This is a genomic window from Rhodospirillaceae bacterium, from assembly GCA_028819475.1.
GTDB lineage: Bacteria > Pseudomonadota > Alphaproteobacteria > Bin65 > Bin65 > Bin65.
Genome location: JAPPLJ010000050.1, coordinates 40,028 through 58,928 on the forward strand (window position 1 = coordinate 40,028; position 18,901 = coordinate 58,928).

The window sequence follows — 18,901 nt, forward strand, 5'->3', positions numbered from 1 at the left end:
CGGCGCCTCCGGAATCCCGCCCGCCAACGACAACAGGCAGGAACCCTACATGTTGCGAAAATCGATCGCTGCAGCCGCCCTCGCGGCGTTCGTCATCGGTGTCGTGTCCGGCGCCGCGGCCGACGACAAACCGCTTGAGCTGTGGGAGCGGAAGGAAAACCACGTCAAGCCGCCGGAGGGCAGCCCGCTCGATTATCTGGTCTCCGGCTACTGGTTCCGGACCCCGAAGACCCGGGCGTTGCAGGACGACGATTTCGAAAATCCGGCCTTCCTGTGGGTGGAAACAGCCGAAATCGAATGGACCAAAGTCGACGGCAAGGCCGGCAAGGCCTGCGCGAGCTGTCACGAAACTGCCGAGAAGAGCATGAAGGGCGTTTCGGCCCGCTATCCGGTCTATTCCGCCAGGGACAAGAAGATGATAGCGGTCCAGCACCAGGTGAACCACTGCCGCAAGAATTACATGAAGGCCAAGACGTGGAAGTGGGAATCCGACAAGATGCTGGGCATGGCGGCCTATATCGGCCTGCAGTCGCGCGGCATGCCGGTCAACGTTTCGATCGACGGGCCGGCGCGGCCGTTCTTCGAGGCCGGCAAAGACTTCTACCATGAGCGCCGCGGCCAGTTCGATCTCGCCTGCAAGCACTGCCATCAGGCGAATTTCGGCCAGTACATCCGCGCCGATTTCTTGAGCCAGGGCCACTCCAACGGCTTCCCGACCTACCGCCTGAAATGGCAGAAGCTGGGCTCGCTGCACCGCCGCTTCCGCGGCTGCAACAACAATATCCGCGCCATTCCCTACAAGCGTGGCTCGCCGGAATACACCAATCTTGAGTTGTATCTGGCGTGGCGCGGTTTGGGCCTGAAGGTCGAGACGCCGTCGGTCCGCCAGTAGGCGCCAGGCATACGCCGTTGAGGGGCGGCCGGGCCGGTTGGCCGGCCGCCCCTTTCCTTTTAGGAGGTCGGACATGGCCGTTCGGAGCGAGGCAGCCCCATGATCAGCCGCCGCGATTTCGCCACGGCCGGCGCTGCGGCCGCCCTGCTGGCCGGTTCGGGCGCCCTCGGCCGCCTGGCTGCGCAGCAGAAGCTGACCCAGGATGCGCTGCTCGCCTTCGCGCCGGTCGGGCAGGTCACGCTGCTCCATTTCACCGACATCCACGCCCAGCTCTCGCCGCTCTATTTCCGCGAACCGTCGGTCAATCTCGGGGTCGGGGCGGTCAAGGGGCTGCCGCCGCATATCACGGGCGCGGCGCTGCTGAAGAAATACGGGCTGAAGCCGGGCGGCGCCGAAGCCTACGCCCTGTCGAACGTCGATTTCGCCCGGCTGGCGGCCTCCTACGGGCGGCTCGGCGGGCTCGACCGCATGGCGACCGCCGTCAACGCCGTCCGCGCCGAGCGGCCGGGCCGGACATTGCTGCTCGACGGCGGGGATACCTGGCAGGGCGACTATATCGCGCTCAAGTCCCGGGGCGGCAGCATGGTCGCGGCCATGCACGCGCTGGGCGTCGACGTCATGACGGCGCACTGGGAATTCACCTACGGGTCCGACCGCGTGACCGAGATCGTCGAGGACGAACTCAAGTTTCCGTTTCTGGCCGGCAATGTCCGCGACACGGAATGGAACGAGGGCGTTTTCGAGAGCACGCACTATTTCGAGCGCGGCGGGCTTACCGTCGCCGTCATCGGCCAGGCCTTCCCCTTCACGCCGATTGCCAATCCGCGCCACCTGATGGAAACCTGGTCGTTCGGCATCCGCGAGAAGGAAATTCGGAAGGCCGTGGCGGCGGCCCGGAAGAAAGCCGATCTGGTCGTTCTGCTGAGCCACAACGGCTTCGACGTCGACCGCAAGCTGGCCTCGCGGGTCGACGGCATCGACGTCATCCTGACCGGCCACACCCACGATGCGCTACCAGAAGCGGTGCGGGTCCGGGATACGCTGCTCATCGCCTCCGGCTCCCACGGCAAGTTCCTGTCGCGACTCGATCTGGAGGTGAAAAACCGCAAGGTCGCGGATTTCCGCTACCGGCTGATCCCGCTGTTCAGCGATGCCATCGCGCCGGACCCGACGATGAAGGCGCTGCTCGACGGATTGCGCGCGCCGCACCGGGCAGTGACGGAAAGGGTGATCGGCCGGACCGACACGCTGCTCTACCGCCGCGGCAACTTCAACGGCACCTTCGACGACCTGATCTGCAACGCCCTGCTCGAAGAGCGGGATGCCGAGATTTCGCTGTCGCCGGGCTTCCGCTGGGGCGCGTCCCTGCTGCCTGGGCAGGACATCTCCATGAACGATGTCTACAACCAGACGGCGATCACCTATCCGGCGGCCTACCGGATCAAATTCACCGGCGCGTTCCTCAAGACCGTGCTGGAGGACGTCGCCGACAACATCTTCAACCCCGATCCCTACTATCAGCAGGGCGGGGACATGGTGCGCGTCGGCGGGCTGAACTACGACATCGACGTCGGCCAGAAGATCGGCCACCGCATTTCCAACATGACGCTGATGCGCAACGGCGCGCCGATCGACCCGGCGAAGGAATACACGGTGGCCGGCTGGGCCTCGGTCAATCCGGATACCGAGGGCCCGCCGATCTGGGATGTCGTCGCCGGCTATATCGGCCGCAAGAAGGTCATCGCGCAGCCCGCGCGCGGCAAGATCCGCGTCAGCGGCGCCTGAGCCGGCCGTGCTGGAGGACATCAGCTATCCGGGCGTCCTGCTGGCCGGCATCCTGACCTTCCTGTCGCCCTGCATCCTGCCCATCGTGCCGCCCTATCTCGCCTATCTCGGCGGCATCACGCTCGACCAGATCGACGTGGAAGGGCAGACCGACCGGGCCAAGGCGCTCAAGGTTTTCCGCGCCGCCGTCTTCTTCGTCCTCGGATTTACCACCGTGTTCGTCGCCATGGGCTTGGCGGCGTCCGCCATCGGGCGCTTCGTCGGCGACAATATCGATATTCTGGCGACCGTCGCCGGCATCCTGATCATCGTCCTTGGCCTGCACTTCATCGGCGTTTTCCGGATCGGCTTCCTGTTCCGCGAGGCGCGCTTCCAGGTCGACCGCAAGCCGGCCGGCGCGGCCGGCGGCTATGTCATCGGTCTGGCCTTCGCGTTCGGCTGGACGCCCTGCGTCGGCCCGGTGCTCACCGGCATCCTGATGCTGGCCGCGGGCAAGGAAACGGCGCTGGAAGGCGGCTTTCTGCTCGGCGTCTACGCGCTCGGGATCGGCGTGCCGTTCCTGGTCGCCGCGCTGTTCGCCGGCGCGTTCCTCCGTTTCATGAAACGCTTCCGCCGCTTTATTCCGTGGGTCGAGCGCGCGCTCGGCGCCCTCCTCATCCTCATCGGCATCCTGTTCATCACCGGCTCGCTGAACGAGATCGGCTTCTGGATCCAGGAGGCGTTTCCGGGCTTGGCCAAGCTGGCGGGGTAGGGGGCGGCCCTCGATACGGCGCTGGCGCGCCTACTCGGGATGAGGAGTTGTTTGCAATTCTCTCAGCCTGAATCCCATTCTCCCTCACCCTGAGTAGCCGCCGCAGGCGGCGTATCGAAGGGCGGGACGCCCGCTATCCCAGATAAAGCCAGATCAGTCGGTCGAAGGACCGCAGCTCGCGCAGATTGTTGATGACGCGGCGCGCGCTCTTGTCCTTCGCCGCCCGGATCAGGCGCTCGATGCTTTCCAGGCTGCCGGGGAATAACCGTTCGAACGCCGGGTTAGCGCGTTCGCGCGGCCCGGCCTCCCGGAAGCAGCGCTTGTACCAGTGCGCCAGCACGGCGAAACGCCTGTCCAGTTCCGCGACCTGGGCGGCGTCGGTAAAGTCCGGCGGCTTCCGGCGGTAGACCCAGGCACCGTCCATCGCCCGGTTCATGGCGGCGATGCAATCACTGTAAATCCACAGGCCGTTGCGCTTGCGCAGGGCAGCGAGACGGCCGGCGACCGGTTTCAGTTGCGCGGCCGCGGCATCGCGTTCGTCGCTGTCCACCGCGTCGAGCGCCGCGTCCAGCGCACCGGCCACGGCCTCGATCTCGGCCTTGAAGGCGCTGTCTTCGGCCAGTTTGCCGGGCGGCTTAGAACCGAACACGGCGGTTAAAGCGGCCCATTTTTCCGTCGCCTCGTCCAGTTCGGTTCCGGCGACCGCCAGATTGCCGGTGCGCAGGTAGAATTGCGCAAGGCGCACATGCTTCATCGCCGCGCCAACCCTGTCGTGAAAGGCCTCCAGGGTGCCGGCCGCCGCCGGACCGGTCGGCCCGGCGAAGGACAGGCCGATTATCAGGATCAGCATCGCCCTCATTGGAACCTGTCCTCCAGAAATTCCGCCATCCGGTCGGCGACGTCCTCGGCGAAGAAGTCCAGAAACATGTGGTCGGCATCGTCGATGACCGCGAAGGCGACGCGCGGGTTCTTCACTGCTGCCATTTTCGCGATCAAGTCGGGCACCACTTTGTCCTCCCGCCCGGCCAGAACGAGCAGCGGCGCGCCGCGATAGCCGTCGAGCAGGGCGGGCGTGTCGCGGCCGGGATCGTTGCGGTGGTAATCGACGAAGCTGCTGGCCGCCACTGTCGCGCCCGGGCAGGACAGGAAGGGATGGTCCCTGAGCAGTGCGTCCCCCTTGGAGGTTGCCGCTTTCACGTCGGCCAGCCGGTCGCGCTTGTGGCGCGTCCGGTAGCCAGCGTCGGCCCGTTCGGCGCTCCAGGTTGCCGGCGCCAGCGCGACCGCGGCGGCAAGCGCGCCCTGCGGAGCGGTGCGCGCGTAGGCGACGATCTGGTTGCCGCCCCGCGAATGACCGAACAGGGCGATTTTCCCTGCGCCCTGCCGGTTCAGCCAATCGCGCCACAGGCCGATCTCCCTCGCCGCGTTGCTGTGCTTGTGCCGGTGCACCCGGTCGCACGGAAACATGCCGGTCCGCGCCGATTCGCCGAGCGACAGGGTGATTGCGAGCGACGGGATCTGCCGGTCGGCGAGCGCATTCTGGACGCCCGCGATGGTTTCCTGCCCCAGATGGGCCATGCTGCCGTGAACCATCAGAACGGCGCCCTGCGCCAGCGCCGCGCCGTCCGGAACCGTCAGGTTGCCGAGCAGGATGCGATCGCCGTCCTTCAGCCGGACCGGCTCGGCGGCAGCCTGGGTTGCCGCCGCCGCTACCACCAGCAACGCCAGCATCGGGCGGAAAATCGTTCTCATCTGTCGCTTCGGCATTATCTTCGTCGTACGGGCGCATCGGATATTACATTCACGCCTGCGAATATGATAGACTTCCGACATTCGCGCAAAAGGGGGAGTTGGGGCGATGATCGAGCGGCGGCAGTTCCTGATCGGCGGCGGTGCGGCAGCCGTGGCGCTCGGAGCAGGCGGATTCGCCGGCCCGGCACGGGCGAGTAATCCGGACTGGGTCCCCCGCTACCGTGCGACCGTGGACGAAAACGGTCTCCACAGCCAGCCCTGGTTCCACCAGGGTTTCCTCGACATGAAGGAAGACCTGGCGGAGGCCGCCGCCGGCGGCAGACGCCTCATGGTGATCTGGGAGCAGAAGGGCTGCCCCTATTGCCGGGAGATGCATGCGCGCAACCTCGCGCTGACGGAGATCAACGACTATATCCGCAAGCATTTCCTGGTCGTGCAGCTCAATATGTGGGGCTCGCGCGAGGCGACGGATTTCGACGGCAAGGCGATGGAAGAGAAGGCGCTGGCCCGGCGCTGGCGGGTGAACTTCACGCCGACGATCAACTTCTTCCCGGCGACGGTTGCGGAGGTCGAAGGCAAGTCGGGCCGCGAGGCGGAGGTCGCGCGCATGCCGGGCTACCTGAAACCGGCGCATTTCCTGACCTACATGGAATTCGTCAGGGAAGAGGGCTACAAGAAGGACAGCTTCCAGCGCTATCTGCTGACCAAGTTCCGCGCCATCCACGACAAGGGCGGCGACCCGTTCCGCCTCGACAAGCTGACCCGGCCCCAATCCTAGGAGCGAACGTCATGCGCACGCTGACAACGGCCGTAGCGATCGTCTTCGCGCTGGCCGCCGCCGCGAAGGCCGACGAGGTCAAGGTCGGCGGCGACGGCCTGTATCACCAGGACTGGTTCCTCCAGAGCTTCCTCGACCTCCGGGAAGACCTCCAGGAATCCGCCGACGCCGGCAAGCGCCTGGTCATCCTGTGGGAGCAGAAGGGCTGCCCCTATTGCAAGGAACTGCACCAGGTGAATTTCGTCGATCCGGCGATCCGCAAGTATCTCCTGGATAATTTCGTCGTCCTGCAGCTCGATATCTGGGGCGCCCGGCCGGTGACCGATTTCGACGGCACGGAAATGTCGGAGAAGAAGCTGGCGCGCCGCTACGGCGTCCGCTTCACGCCGACGATCCAGTTCCTGCCGGCGACGGTGGCGGCGACCGAAGGCAAGACCGGCAAGGCGCTCGAAATCGCCCGGATGCCGGGCTATCTGAAGCCGGCGCCGTTCCTCATCATGTTCCGCTACGTCCGCGAAAGGGCGTACGAGAAGACCCCGTTCCGGAAATACCTGCGCGCGGCACTGAAGCGGTCGGGATAGATCGTTCTCCGGTATCTCCGGTCGATTGCCGAAATATTTGTAGGGAGGGTTTGAATCCCTCCCGTACTACGGCGTTTCGGCCGCTCAGGCGATTGAGATCATCTCGTTTGCCGCCCCGACCGACCACAGGGAGAGCCGGGGACCAGAGTCGACCCGAGCGTCCGTGCCGGGCGGCTCTGGCCCCCGGATCGTCGCTTCGCTCCGTCCGGGGTGGCAATCGAGGAATCTCGAAGGTGTTCGATTGATCGCAATTTATTTTAATTCTTTAAATTACCGAGATAATACATTGTTAATAAATACCTTACACATTCTTTATCACGAACCGATAGACCCCGCCGTCCTCGCCGGATTCCATAAGCTCGCAGCCGGTCTGGCGGCAGAAGGCCTCGAAATCCGCCGTCGCGCCAGGGTCGGTCGCGTGCACTTCCAGCAGCCCGCCCGACGCCATCTTCTTCAGCGCCTTCTTCGCCTTCAGGATCGGCAGGGGGCAGTTCAGTCCCTTGGTGTCGAGAAACTCGTCGGCCATCGGCGGGGGTGTTCCTTACTGTCTGGTTCGGGCCTGTCCGGTTCGGGCGTAACGGCCATCACCTAGGTTGCCGGTCCCGGCTTGTCATCCGGAGTCCGCTGCGGGGCGGGTCCGGCAAATTGTCCGGGCCGACAAATTATCCGGGGCGGCGATTGCCATTCATTCAAATTATTGAATACAATATCCGGCAATCCGTCAACGGGACGGCCGGACCGCGGGGGCCATGGATCCGAAATACCGCACGACCGGGATCGAATCGCGAAAGAGGCCGGCCCGCCGCCGCGCGCCGGAGGCGGGACGATGACCGGCGCGCCTGCCGACCGGACGCGGCTGCCGCCGGTCTTCGTCGGCCACGATATCTACCGCCGCGCAGCCTACGGCGCCAACCACCCGCTGGCGATTCCGCGGGTCGAGACGGTGCTCGATCTGTGCTGCGACCTCGGCTGGATCGTTCCGGACGCCTGGATCGAGAGCCCGGTCGCCGACGCGCAAACCCTCTGCCGGTTCCACGATCCGGACTATGTCGCGGCGCTGTGCCGGGCCGACGAAGACAGCGAAATCGACCGGGAAACGTGCCGCAGATTCAATCTCGGTACTCTGGAAAATCCCGTGTTTCCGGGCGTTTACCGGCGCGCCTCGACCTCGGTCGGCGGCTCGGTCGAGGCGGCGGAACAGGCGCTTTCCGGCCGCATCGCCTATCACCCGGCCGGCGGCACCCATCATGGCCGGCCAGACCGGGCGAGCGGCTTCTGCTATTTCAACGACCCGGTCTTCGCCATCCTCACCGCGCTTGACGCCGGCGTCGGCCGGCTGGTCCATGCCGATCTCGACGCCCACCACGGCGACGGCGTGCAGGACGCCTTCGCGGCCGATCCCCGGGTCTACACGATCTCGATCCACGAGCGCGACCGCTGGCCCCATACCGGCGCGCTGGACGATACCGGCGGCGGGCAAAGCTGCAACCTGCCCGTGGCGCCCGGTTTCGCCGACGCCGATCTGGCGCTTCTGTTGAACGACGTAATCCTGCCGTTGGTCCGGCGTGCAGCGCCGGAGCTGATCGTCGTCACCTGCGGCGCCGACGGGCTGGCCGGCGATCCGCTGTCCCGGATGAGCCTGTCCAACCGGGGGCTGTGGGCCGCCGTGGCGGCGTTGGTCGCCGAGGCGCCGGGCAGCGTGGTGCTGGGCGGCGGCGGCTACAATCCGTGGACGGTCGCGCGCTGCTGGGCGGGACTCTGGGGCGTGCTGAACGGCTTTGCACTGCCGGAAACGCTCGACCCGGCTTCGGTCCGGCGTCTTGAAGCGCTCGATTGCGATCTGGTCGACGAGGACGAGCGCGACCCGCGCTGGCTGACCACGCTGGCGGACGAGCCTCAGGACGGTGCGGCACGGCCGGAAACCGCAACGCTGGCCCGGCGCGCGCTGGCAATCCCGCGGCGCGGACGCTGGAGCGCCGGCGTGCAGCGCGCGGCGGCCTGACGGAACGCTAGGGGGACGGGCCTTGGAAACGGTAACCCTGATGGCGCTCGCCGGGCTTGCGATCGGCTTCGGCTTCGGCTTCGTCATCGAGCGGACGAACTTCTGCACCATGGGCGCGATTTCGGACGCCGCCACCTTCGGCGATTTCCGCCGCTTCCGGGCCTGGATGCTGGCGATGGCCGTGGCAATCATCGGCGCGCAGGCGTTGCACGGCGCAGAGATGATCGATCTCGGCGAGTCGATTTACCTGACCGCCAATTTCGGCTGGCTCGGCGCGATTCTCGGCGGGCTGCTGTTCGGCTTCGGCATGACCATCGCCGGCGGTTGCGGCACCCGCAACCTGGTGCGCTTCGGCGCCGGGGACCTGCGCTCGCTGGTCGTACTGCTGGTGCTCGGCATCTTCGCCTACATGACGCTACGCGGCCTGACCGGGCTGGTCCGCGTCGAAATCGAGGGCGCGGCCAATGTCGATCTGGAGGCGGCTGGCATCGAGTCGCAGGGGATCGGGGTCCTGCTGGCCGGCCTCTTCGGTGCATCGGCGGGGACCGTGAACCTGGTCGTCGCCGTCGTCGCCGTCGCCGGCCTGCTGATCTGGTGCTTCATGGACGGCGCCTTCCGGGCCTCGCCGCGCAACATCGTCGCCGGCCTCGGCGTCGGCCTCGCCATCGTCGCCGGCTGGTACGCCACCGGCGTGCTCGGCTTCGACGATTTCGAACCGGCGCCGCTGACCTCGCTAACCTATGTCGCGCCGACCGGCAACGCGCTGGTCTACCTGATGACCTTCACCGGCGCGACGATCAACTTCGGCATCGCCAGCGTCGGCGGCGTGATCCTCGGCGCGTTCGTCTCCGCGATCCTGCGCGGCAATTTCCACCTGGCGACCTTCGCCGACGTCCAGGACATGCTGCGCAACATCACCGGCGGCGCGCTCATGGGCTTCGGCGGGGTGATGGCTTTGGGCTGCACCATCGGCCAGGGGCTGACCGGGATTTCCACCCTTGCGCTGGGCTCCGTACTCGCCATTCTGGCGATCATCGCCGGCGGCGTGGCCGGCCTGAAATATATCGAGTGGCGCCTCTGATGGATGGATCCGTTTATCCCGGCCGTACTGCCGACTGGCTCGATCGCCTTGGCGAAATCGAGCCGCTGGAGGATGCGGAATTCGATGCCGCGCTGGTTGCCGAAATGCAGCGCGCGGCGCCGGCCGCGCCAGGCCGGCCGGTTCGTTTTTCCACACCGACCTTCAAGGATTTTCAGTCCGACGAACTGGCCGGCTGCGGCAAGAACAGCTTCCCGGCCTTCTCGATCACGGCCGGCGGCTGCGCCCTGATGTGCGACCATTGCCAGGCCAGCATCCTGGAGCCGATGATCCCGGCGACGAGCCCGGAGATGCTCGACCGCAAGGTGCGCGACCTGGTGCTGTTGCAGGATCTGCAGGGCTTCCTGCTGTCCGGCGGCTCCAACCGGCGCAACGAGATCGCCTATGAGCGCTTCTACCCGGTCATCGAGCGACTGAAGCGCGACTTTCCCCATCTGAAGATCGCCATCCATTCGGCGCTGCTCGACGAACGGCGCGCCCGGCTGATGGAGAGCGCCGGGGTCGATACCGCGATGATGGACGTGATCGGCGCGCAGGAGACGATCGAACAGGTCTACCATCTCGACCGGCCGGTCGCCGATTTCGAGGCGACGCTGGCGGCGCTGTGCGGCACGTCGATGGAGGTCGTGCCCCATATCGTCGCCGGGCTGCACTACGGCCGGCTGCTCGGCGAATTCGACGCGCTCGACATTTGCAGCCGCCACGGCATCCACGCCCTGGTGCTGGTCGTCATCATGCCGTTCTACGCGAAGGCCAGAACCTTCGAGACGCCGGACACCGCTGCCGTCGGCCGCCTCTTCCTCGAGGCCCGACGCCGGATCGTTGACCGGCAAGTGCTGCTCGGCTGCGCCCGCCCGGCCGGAATGCACAAGCGGGTGACGGACGTCTACGCCGTCATGGCCGGGCTGGACGGGATCGCCTTCCCGGCCGATGGCGCGGTTGCGGTTGCCGAGGCCATCGGCCGGCCGATGGAGCAGCAGCACGCCTGTTGTTCGATCAAGGTGGGCGGGGAGACGGTGACCGTGCCCGCAAGCTGCGCCGCGTGACCGGGCGCGTCGATATCCTCGTCGTCGGCCTCGGGCCGGCCGGCGCGTCGGCGGCGCGGGAGGCGGCGCGGGCCGGTGCGTCGGTGCTGGCCGTGGACCGCAAACGCGCGGCCGGCGAGCCGGTGCAATGCGCCGAGTTCGTGCCGCGGCTGATCGGCCTGGATGTCGAAGGCGTGGCGCCGGTCGCCGTCCAGCCCATCGAGGCCATGCATACCTTCGTCGAGGCGGCGGATTTCGACAGCGCCGACGGTTTCACCGGCACGATGATCGACCGCGGCCGCTTCGACGCCCTGCTCGTGGAGCAGGCGCGCGACGCCGGGGCCGAATGCCGCTTCGATACGGTCTGGCACCGGGAGTTCGGCGTTCGGGAGTTGGAGGTTACGGCGAAACTGGTCATCGGCGCCGACGGGCCGCGGTCGAAGGTCCGCGCCGCGGCGGGCCTGCTGCAGCCGCGGCTGATCGAAACCCGGCAGATAACCGTGCCGCTGCTCGATCCCAACAATGCGACCGACATCTTCCTCTCGGCGGAGATCGAGGGCGGCTACGCCTGGCTGTTCCCCAAGGGCGACGTCGCCAATCTCGGCCTGGGTGTTGCGCCGAAAGCGCGACCGCGGCTCAAGCCGGTCCTCGAAGGGTTACGCCGCCGCCTGATGGCCGAAGGCCGGATCGGCGACGCAATCCTCGGCAATACCGGTGGCGCGATCCCGGTCGACGGCATCGTCGGGCCGGTGGCCGCGCTGCCCGACGGAGCGCCCGTATTACTGGCCGGCGACGCTGCCGGCCTGACCAACCCGGTGACCGGCGCGGGCATTCCCGCTGCGGTCATGTCCGGCGCTCTGGCCGGGGAAGCGGCCGCCCGCTGGGTCGCCGGCGCAGCGGATGCGCTCGACGACTATGCCGAGGAGATCGACGACCTGTTCGGCGCCTCGCTGCGCCGCGCCGTGGCGCGCCGGCGGGAACTGGAGCGGGCCTTTGCCGATTCGGTCCCGCAACCGGCCGACCTGCGGCGCGGTTGGATCGCCTATCCGGAATACTGGGCGGCCCGGCCGGCCGTTCCGACGCCCGATCCGCAAAATGCGATGGGAGCGCCATGACCTGCCTCAAGCCCGAAAGCACGATGCCCGCCGAAACAGGTCCGAACGGCGCGGACTTCAACCCGTTCGCGGCGATGCAGCCGCGCCGGCCCGACGCTATCCCGCGGGACTTCCGCAACGGCGGCCGGGTCAAGACGGCTGACGTGGCGCCGGCGGGCGTCTATCTGCCCAACAACAACGTCATGACGCCGGCGATGCGCTCGCCGGAATACGTCCAGATGTCGACCGCGGCGGCGATCACGCTGGGCATCATGCCGGGCATGCTCTACCGCTGCGCCTGCACCCGCTGCCTGAACCTGCTGCTGACCTATCCCGAGGGCTGCCGGGCGAACTGCGCCTATTGCGGTCTGGCGCGCCACCGGGAGGCCGAGCGCGACTATGCCGACCGCAACTTCATCCGGGTCGACTGGCCGGCGGTGCCGATGGCCGAGATCGTCGAGAAGGTTGCTGGCGACGGGGAGAACACGCCGTTCCACCGCATGTGCATCAGCATGATCACCCATCCGCGCTCGGACGAGGACACGGTGACGGTGCTGAAACAGTGGACCGACCGGATCGATCCGGTGACTGTGCCGGTCTCCATCCTGTCCAACCCGACGACGATGCAGCGCGCCGACGTTGAGACGCTGAAGGACCTGGGCGCCGACATCTTCACCGTGGCGCTCGACGCCGCGACGCCGGAGATATTCGACCGCACGCGAGGCAAGGGCGTCGACAGCCCGCACAGCTGGAAGAAATACTGGGATATCCTGCTGAACGCCCGAGACATTTTCGGGCCGCAGAAGTTCGGCGCCCATATCATCGTGGGTATGGGCGAGACCGAGGCCGATGTGCTGAACCTGGTTCAGCGCCTGGTCGATCTCGGCGGCCACAGCCACATGTTCTGCTTCTTCCCGGAAAAGGGCTCGCTGATGGACCATCTGCCGGCGACGCCGCGCGACCAGTGGCGGCGGGTGCAGCTGGCGCGCTACCTGATCGACTATTGCGATGTCCGGGTCGGGCAGATGGCGTTCGACGGGGAGGGCAGGGTGACGGATTTCGGCCTGCCGCAGGGCGAACTCGACGCGATTATCGACGCGGGGATCGCCTTCCGCACCTCCGGCTGCCCGGGCAAGTTTCAGGAGGACATCTCGGCCTGCGACCGGCCCTACGGCGATTCGCCGCCCAGCAACATCGCCAGCTATCCGTTCCAGCCCGCCGGCGCCGACATCCGCCGCATCCGGCATCAACTCGACATGGAGAAGCCGGGCGAGCCCTACGAACCGGGCGAGGAGTTCGACGACCCGGACGATTCCCCTGCGCCGGAAGCGCGCGCGCCTTGAGCGAGACCGGCGACAGGCCCGGATTCCGGGTTGTCGATACCGGCGTCCGCGACGGCTGCCTCCAGATCGCTTTCGACCAGGCGCTCGTGGAACTGCGCAAGGCTGGCGATGTCCCGGACACCGTGCGCTTCCTGCGCTTCCCGCCGACCGCTCTGATCGGCCGGCACCAGGACTTGAGCCGGGAATTGAAGCTCGATCATTGCCGCAAGGCCGGCGTCGGCATCGTCCGGCGCATCACCGGCGGCGGCGCGATCTATCTGGACGAGGGCCAGCTCGGCTGGGAACTGGTCTGCGACCGGCGCAGGATCGGCGTGGCGACGCTGGCGGACATGACCGCCCGGATCTGTACGGCGGCGGCGGCCGGCCTCTCGACCCTCGGTATCGCGGCGGAGTACCGGCCGCCGACGGATATCGTGGTGGACGGGCAGAAGATCTGCGGCACCGGCGGCTATTTCGACGATGACATCGTCATGTACCAGGGCACAACGCTGGTCGATCTCGACCTGCCGGCGATGACGGCGGCGATCAACGTGGCGGCCCCGAAGGAGGGCGCGCCGCCGCCGCGGGTGACCACCCTGCGCGCCCTGCTGCCCGCCGCCGACCTGTCGATGCCGCGCCTTCAGGCCGCGCTGATCGCCGGTTTCGAGGACGGCTTGGGGATTGCCTGCACCGCGTCCGAACCGGGCGAGGCGGAAGAGGCACTGGCGCAGCGCATCTGCGACGCGGAGATCGGCACGCTGGAATTCATCGCCGGTATCGACGATCCGGGCGCCGATGGATCCGTGCGCCACGGCGAGAGCGGCGCCGTGAACGCCTGGCTGCGGGTCGAGGGCCGGCGCAACGACCGGGTGCGCGAAGTGCTGTTCACCGGCGACTTCGTCATGGTGCCGCCGCGCCTCGTCATGGACCTGGAAGGCAGCCTGCGCGGTGCTGTGTCCGGCGAGGTTGCGGCGCGCATAGCGGCCTTCTTCAGCGATGCGCCGCCCCAGATCGCGACCGCGCCGCCGGACGCGTTTGCCGGGGCCGTCGCCGCAGCCTTTGCCGGCGCATGAAGTCGCTCACGGTCATCCAGCATACCTCGGCAGAATATCTCGGCCTGATGGAAGACCATTTCGAAGGCCGCCGCATCCGCTTCACCTACGTCCGCCCCTTCACCGAAGGCGTGGCGCCGCCGCACCCCGTCGCCGTTGCCGACGGCCTCATCCTGCTCGGCGGCGGACCCTGGGGATCGGCCGGGACGCGCGACCTGCCGACGCTGGCGCAGGAAATCGCCGTCGCCCGGACCTGCCTGATGGTGGAGAAGCCGGTGATCGGCATCGGGCTGGGCGCGCAGATCCTGGCGCTCGCGGCCGGCGGCTCGGTCGAGGCGGCGCCGCTGCGCTTTGCCGTGGATACGGCGCTGCGTAGCACGGAAGGGGCGCTGAACGGCTATCTGCCGGAGACCTGGCCCGTCGCCGTTTACGGCCGCGACCGGGCCGTGCCGCCGGATTATGCGCAGGTCCTGGCGCGCACCGGCGGCGGCGACCCGGCGCTGTGGCAGATCGGCAGCAACGCGTTCGGCTTCGCCGGCCATCCCGGCCTCAAGGTCGCCATGGTCGAAGACCTGATCATGGAGTTCGAGGAAGCGCCCGCCGATCCGGCGCTGGCCCTGCGCGACCTGCGCGCCGCCCAGCGCGCGATCGAGGATGCGCTGGTGCCGATCATGACCGGCCTCGTCCAACTGACCGGCCTAATGCAGCCGGGCGGAGAATAGCGGGCGGCGGGACCGGCCGTCGCCCGGTCCCGGAGCGAATTCGACCGGTACGGATCTCCGACAGCGCGGCGACACTTCTGCCCGACACCCTATCCCGTCATTTCGACCGAAGCGGTTCGAAGAACCGCGGAGCGGAGAAATCTGTCACCCGCGGAGTTTGGTCCCGAGCGGCTTGCCGGAAAGATTTCTCCGCTCCATGGCCCTGCGGGCCATTCCGGTCGAAATGACGGGGTGAGGAGGGCGTGGGTCAGCCGCGCCGACGGTTCAAATCGAGACGGACGTGCTCCGGCCCCACGTTGCCTGCTGCGGGGATTTGCCCGGCACCGCTGACATATTCAAAAGTTGCTATCTTTCGGCAGTTTCAATACCCTGTCGGCACAGCCGGTCAGTCAACGGTGAGGGGGCATGTCGTGACGGACAAACTGGTCATCGTGATGGCGAACACGGACACGCGCAACGGCGAGGAACTGGGCGCGCCGATCTTCCAGGCGACCGTCGCCGCGGCGATGGAATACGAGGTCGACGTGATCTGCACGGCCACCTCGGGCCGCTTGATGAAGAAGGGCGTCGCCGAACACCTCGTGGTCAAGGAAGGCTCGCCGAAATCGGTTTACGATTTCATCCAGGACGCCCACGAGGCGGGGGTGAAATTCTATTGCTGCTCGCCCAATCTCGACCTGTTCGACATGACCAAGGACGACCTGATCCCCGAATGCGAGGGCATCGTCGGCGGCGCCCATCTGATCGAGGAGATCATGGAGGACGACGTCAAGGTGCTGACTTACTGAGGAAGGGGCTCCGCCCACGGATATGGACCACGGCGCCGCCACCCGCGTGCAGGAGCATATCGGCGATCCGGTCTCGGACGCGCCACCGCTCGACCGCGACGACCTCGAAGAGATTTTCGGCGATATCCAGGCCGACCTGCGCTACGACCACGAACTCAACGGCTGCCTGAACTGCGGCATCTGCACGGCGACCTGCCCGGCGGCCCATTACTACGATTTCAGCCCGCGCGAGATCGTCCAGTTGCTCTGGACGGAAAATCTCGAGGGCATCTACGACGCGATGCAGGAAAAGATCTGGGCCTGCGCCCAGTGCTACACCTGCGCCGCGCGCTGCCCGTTCGGCAACAGCCCCGGCGGCCTCGTCATGCTGATGCGCGAGGTCGCGATCAAGCACGGCATGGAATCGGCGAAAAATGTGCTGCGCCCGTTCAGCCGGGTCATGCTCAAGCTGATCTCGACCGGCAACCAGCTCGCGCCCGATATGATCAACCCCGATCATTTCGCCGACTGGGGGCCGAACATCACCAAGGTCGATGCGCCGCTCAAGCTGCTGCGCAAGGCGATCCCGATGCCGACGCTCAACACCACGGCGACGGCCTGGGAGGTCAATCTGAAAACCTCTGTGGAACTCTACACGATCTGGGAAATGACCGGCGTTCTCGACCAGCTCGAAGGGATCGACGAGAACCTGTTCGACGTCATCACCGACATCATGGACGAGAAGCGCGAGGACTGGGAAGATTTCCTGGAAGAGCAGGAAGACGACGACGAGGACGACGACTGAGCCGCTGCGGGCGGTTCGCGCAGGAGACAAGGGATATGACCGGCACCACGAACGATACCGGGAACGCCACGGGCGAAAGCGGCGAACGCTTTACCGGCCACGGCAGCGAGTGGCGCGATTCGAATCTGTCGGCGCAGGACGCGCGCACCGCGACCGCCTGGGTCGAGGCGAAGGTCGACAAGCGCTCCATGCTGACCAACAAGGACCGCGTCGAGGACGTGCGCGATGTCATGTGGCAGTTGGAGAAAGACGGCGAGATCGCCGTCCACCGGGTCGGCGACGGCCACGCGCCGGTCGAGGTCAAGACGCTCTACGGCTGGACCAAGCGCATCCCGACGACCCGGCTCTGGCACCACAAATCCTGCGGCCAGTGCGGCAACATTCCGGGCTATCCGGCCTCGCTGCTCTGGCTGATGAATGAACTCGGCGTCGAATATCTCGACGAGACCGACCAGACCTCCTGCACCGCCTGGAACTATCACGGCTCGGGCATCGGCAACCTGGAGAGCCTGGCCGCCGTCTTCCTGCGCAATTTCCACCAGGCCTATGTCAGCGCCCGCGCCCAGGGCCTGCCCGACGCCTACTACTATCCGCTGGTCCACTGCGGCACGTCGTTCGGCAACTACAAGGAGGTGCGCCACTACCTGCTGCACTCCGCCGAACTGCGCGAACGGGTGAAGAAGATCCTCGCCAAGCTCGACCGGCTGGTCGACGGCAAGCTGCTGATCCCGGAAGAGGTCGTGCACTATTCCGAATGGGTGCACGTCATGCGCGACCGCATCGCGGCGCGCCAGACGATCGACGCCAGCGCCATCCGCGCGACCATCCACCCGGCCTGCCACGTCTACAAGATGGTGCCGGAGGACGCGATCTACGACGACGATATCCTGGAGGGGAACCGGGTCGCGGTTTCGACCGGCGTGATCGGCGCCTTGGGCGCCCAGGTGATCGACTATTCGACCTGGTACGACTGCTGCGGCTTCGGCTTCCGCCACATCATTTCCGAGCGCGAGTTCACCCGCTCCTTCGCGATCGACCGCAAGGTGAAGGTCGCGGTGGAGGAGGCGCGGGCGGACGTGATGATCGGCCACGACACCGGCTGCATCACCACGCTGGACAAGAACCAGTGGATCGGCCAGGCCGCCGGCAAGGCCTACGACCTGCCGATCCTGGCCGACTGCCAGTTCGCGGCGCTGGTCTGCGGCGCCCATCCGTTCAAGATCGTCCAGTCCCACTGGCACGCCTCCTCGACCGAGACGCTGATGGAGAAACTGGGCATCGACTGGCGCGCCGCGAAGGCGGAGTTCGAGGCCTATCTCAAGCAGGTCGAGGCCGGCGACCAGGAGAATCTCTACGATCCGCGCCTGATGATCACCTCGGGCCCCGGCTTCAAGCGGATCGAGTCCCAGGTTTCAGAGACCGGCGCATGACCAAGCCGGTCCTCGTCGTCGGCGGAGGCCCGGCCGGGCTCGCCGCAGCCGAGGCCCTGTCCGGCGTCGGCCGGAATTCCGTTCTTGTGGAAAAGGAGGACCGGCTGGGAGGCGCGCCGATCCTGTCCGGCTATGCCAAGCTCGTGCCGACCGGAGAATGGGCGAAGGACGCCATCGGCGGCATGGTCGCGCGGGTCGAAGGCGACGCCGCGGTCGATGTCCGCGCCGGTTGCACCGTGCAGGAATTCGGCGGCGAAGCGGGCGCGTTCACGGCCACCCTGTCGGACGGTTCGGCGGTCGAGGCTTCGGCCGCGATCCTGTGTACCGGGTTCACCCATTTCGATTCGGTCAACAAGCCGGAATGGGGCTTCGGCAGCTTCCCGGATGTCGTGACCACGACCCAGGTCGAGCAGATGATCTCGTCGGGCGACGGCGTGCGCTGCCCGTCCGACGGCCGCACACCGAAGCGGGTGGCGATCCTGCTCTGCGTCGGCTCGCGCGACCGCCAGATCGGCCGCGAATGGTGCTCCAAAATCTGCTGTACCGTCAGCGCCAACATCGCGATGGAGATCCGCGAGGAGGTGCCGGACTGCCACGTCTACATCTACTACATGGATATCCGCACCTTCGGCCTCTACGAGACGAGCTACTACTGGCGCAGCCAGGAGGAGTTCAAGGTCAAGTACATCAAGGCGCGGATCGCCGAGGTGACCTCGGACGGCGAGCGGCTGATCGTCAAGGGCGAGGACACGCTGGTCAAACGGCCGATCACGATTCCCTTCGACATGGTCGTCCACGCCATCGGCATGGACCCGAACGTCGACAACCTGCTGCTGTCTTCCATTTTCGGGGTCGAGCTGGAGCCGCACGGCAACATCGCCCGGCAATCGGCCTATGGCGGCATGGGGCGGACCAGCCGGCCGGGCGTGTTCGTCGCCGGCGCGGCGACCGGCCCGGAGACCATCGACGATTCGATCGCCCAGGCGAATGCCGCCGCCATCGCGGCGCTCGGCGCCGGCCGGCCGGCAACCGACGAAGCGGCCTGAG

19 protein-coding genes are annotated in these 18,901 nt (G+C 66.9%); 16 read left to right on the forward strand and 3 right to left on the reverse strand.

Annotated elements, in window-relative coordinates; translation table 11 throughout:
- The first annotated feature begins 49 nt into the window (after positions 1-49).
- The 3 genes from soxA (at position 50) to OXM58_14675 (ending at position 3,428) form a co-directional block, all read left to right on the forward strand.
- Positions 50-892 carry a sulfur oxidation c-type cytochrome SoxA gene (soxA, locus tag OXM58_14665; GenBank protein MDE0149612.1) on the forward strand — a complete coding sequence of 281 codons (843 nt, stop codon included), beginning with the start codon at positions 50-52 and terminating at the stop codon, positions 890-892.
- 99 nt (positions 893-991) lie between these two features.
- Positions 992-2,677 carry a thiosulfohydrolase SoxB gene (soxB, locus tag OXM58_14670; GenBank protein ID MDE0149613.1) on the forward strand — a complete coding sequence of 562 codons (1,686 nt, stop codon included), beginning with the start codon at positions 992-994 and terminating at the stop codon, positions 2,675-2,677.
- A 7-nt stretch (positions 2,678-2,684) separates the two neighbouring features.
- Positions 2,685-3,428, forward strand: coding sequence for a cytochrome c biogenesis protein CcdA (locus tag OXM58_14675; GenBank protein MDE0149614.1), 744 nt, complete (start codon positions 2,685-2,687; stop codon positions 3,426-3,428).
- Positions 3,429-3,561: 133 nt separating this feature from the next.
- On the opposite strand, the gene OXM58_14680 is transcribed toward OXM58_14675, so the two are convergent.
- Positions 3,562-4,287 (reverse strand): hypothetical protein, encoded by a 726-nt coding sequence (locus OXM58_14680; GenBank protein MDE0149615.1) that lies wholly within the window; start codon positions 4,285-4,287, stop codon positions 3,562-3,564.
- Positions 4,284-5,177, reverse strand: a complete 894-nt coding sequence (locus OXM58_14685) for an alpha/beta hydrolase (GenBank protein ID MDE0149616.1) — start codon at positions 5,175-5,177, stop codon at positions 4,284-4,286. The genes OXM58_14680 and OXM58_14685 overlap by 4 nt, the downstream gene beginning before the upstream one ends.
- Positions 5,178-5,283: 106 nt before the next feature.
- Here OXM58_14685 and OXM58_14690 point away from each other — a divergent pair, with 106 nt between their 5' ends.
- Together OXM58_14690 and OXM58_14695 are read left to right on the forward strand one after the other, a co-directional pair.
- Complete coding sequence (locus OXM58_14690; protein MDE0149617.1) at positions 5,284-5,955, forward strand: thioredoxin family protein; 672 nt, start codon at positions 5,284-5,286, stop codon at positions 5,953-5,955.
- A gap of 11 nt (positions 5,956-5,966) precedes the next feature.
- On the forward strand, positions 5,967-6,536 hold the full coding sequence (locus tag OXM58_14695; protein ID MDE0149618.1) for a thioredoxin family protein: 570 nt from the start codon (positions 5,967-5,969) through the stop codon (positions 6,534-6,536).
- A 301-nt stretch (positions 6,537-6,837) separates the two neighbouring features.
- Here OXM58_14695 and OXM58_14700 read toward each other — a convergent pair whose 3' ends face one another.
- Positions 6,838-7,062, reverse strand: coding sequence for a sulfurtransferase TusA family protein (locus tag OXM58_14700; protein MDE0149619.1), 225 nt, complete (start codon positions 7,060-7,062; stop codon positions 6,838-6,840).
- Between the two features lie 300 nt (positions 7,063-7,362).
- Between OXM58_14700 and OXM58_14705 the strand changes: the two genes are divergently transcribed.
- The 11 genes from OXM58_14705 to OXM58_14755 all read left to right on the forward strand — a co-directional run bounded on the left by OXM58_14705 (position 7,363) and on the right by OXM58_14755 (position 18,900).
- Positions 7,363-8,538: an acetoin utilization protein AcuC gene (locus OXM58_14705; protein MDE0149620.1), complete on the forward strand. Its 1,176-nt coding sequence runs from the start codon at positions 7,363-7,365 to the stop codon at positions 8,536-8,538.
- Between the two features lie 22 nt (positions 8,539-8,560).
- The gene (locus OXM58_14710; protein MDE0149621.1) at positions 8,561-9,619 is read left to right on the forward strand and encodes a YeeE/YedE family protein; all 1,059 of its coding nucleotides are present in this window, start codon (positions 8,561-8,563) and stop codon (positions 9,617-9,619) included.
- Entirely contained in the window at positions 9,619-10,683 is a 1,065-nt protein-coding gene (locus tag OXM58_14715; GenBank protein ID MDE0149622.1) for a hypothetical protein, read from the forward strand. Before OXM58_14710 ends, OXM58_14715 begins: the two co-directional genes overlap by 1 nt.
- Complete coding sequence (locus OXM58_14720) at positions 10,680-11,777, forward strand: NAD(P)/FAD-dependent oxidoreductase (protein MDE0149623.1); 1,098 nt, start codon at positions 10,680-10,682, stop codon at positions 11,775-11,777. Before OXM58_14715 ends, OXM58_14720 begins: the two co-directional genes overlap by 4 nt.
- Positions 11,778-11,800: 23 nt before the next feature.
- Positions 11,801-13,099 carry a radical SAM protein gene (locus OXM58_14725; GenBank protein ID MDE0149624.1) on the forward strand — a complete coding sequence of 433 codons (1,299 nt, stop codon included), beginning with the start codon at positions 11,801-11,803 and terminating at the stop codon, positions 13,097-13,099.
- Entirely contained in the window at positions 13,096-14,151 is a 1,056-nt protein-coding gene (locus OXM58_14730) for a lipoate--protein ligase family protein (protein ID MDE0149625.1), read from the forward strand. The genes OXM58_14725 and OXM58_14730 overlap by 4 nt, the downstream gene beginning before the upstream one ends.
- Positions 14,148-14,852, forward strand: coding sequence for a hypothetical protein (locus tag OXM58_14735; GenBank protein MDE0149626.1), 705 nt, complete (start codon positions 14,148-14,150; stop codon positions 14,850-14,852). The genes OXM58_14730 and OXM58_14735 overlap by 4 nt, the downstream gene beginning before the upstream one ends.
- A gap of 410 nt (positions 14,853-15,262) precedes the next feature.
- On the forward strand, positions 15,263-15,640 hold the full coding sequence (locus OXM58_14740) for a DsrE/DsrF/DrsH-like family protein (GenBank protein MDE0149627.1): 378 nt from the start codon (positions 15,263-15,265) through the stop codon (positions 15,638-15,640).
- A gap of 22 nt (positions 15,641-15,662) precedes the next feature.
- Positions 15,663-16,424 (forward strand): 4Fe-4S dicluster domain-containing protein, encoded by a 762-nt coding sequence (locus OXM58_14745; GenBank protein ID MDE0149628.1) that lies wholly within the window; start codon positions 15,663-15,665, stop codon positions 16,422-16,424.
- Positions 16,425-16,459: 35 nt separating this feature from the next.
- The gene (locus tag OXM58_14750) at positions 16,460-17,854 is read left to right on the forward strand and encodes a heterodisulfide reductase-related iron-sulfur binding cluster (protein ID MDE0149629.1); all 1,395 of its coding nucleotides are present in this window, start codon (positions 16,460-16,462) and stop codon (positions 17,852-17,854) included.
- On the forward strand, positions 17,851-18,900 hold the full coding sequence (locus OXM58_14755; GenBank protein MDE0149630.1) for an FAD-dependent oxidoreductase: 1,050 nt from the start codon (positions 17,851-17,853) through the stop codon (positions 18,898-18,900). Before OXM58_14750 ends, OXM58_14755 begins: the two co-directional genes overlap by 4 nt.
- Position 18,901: the final 1 nt, after the last annotated feature.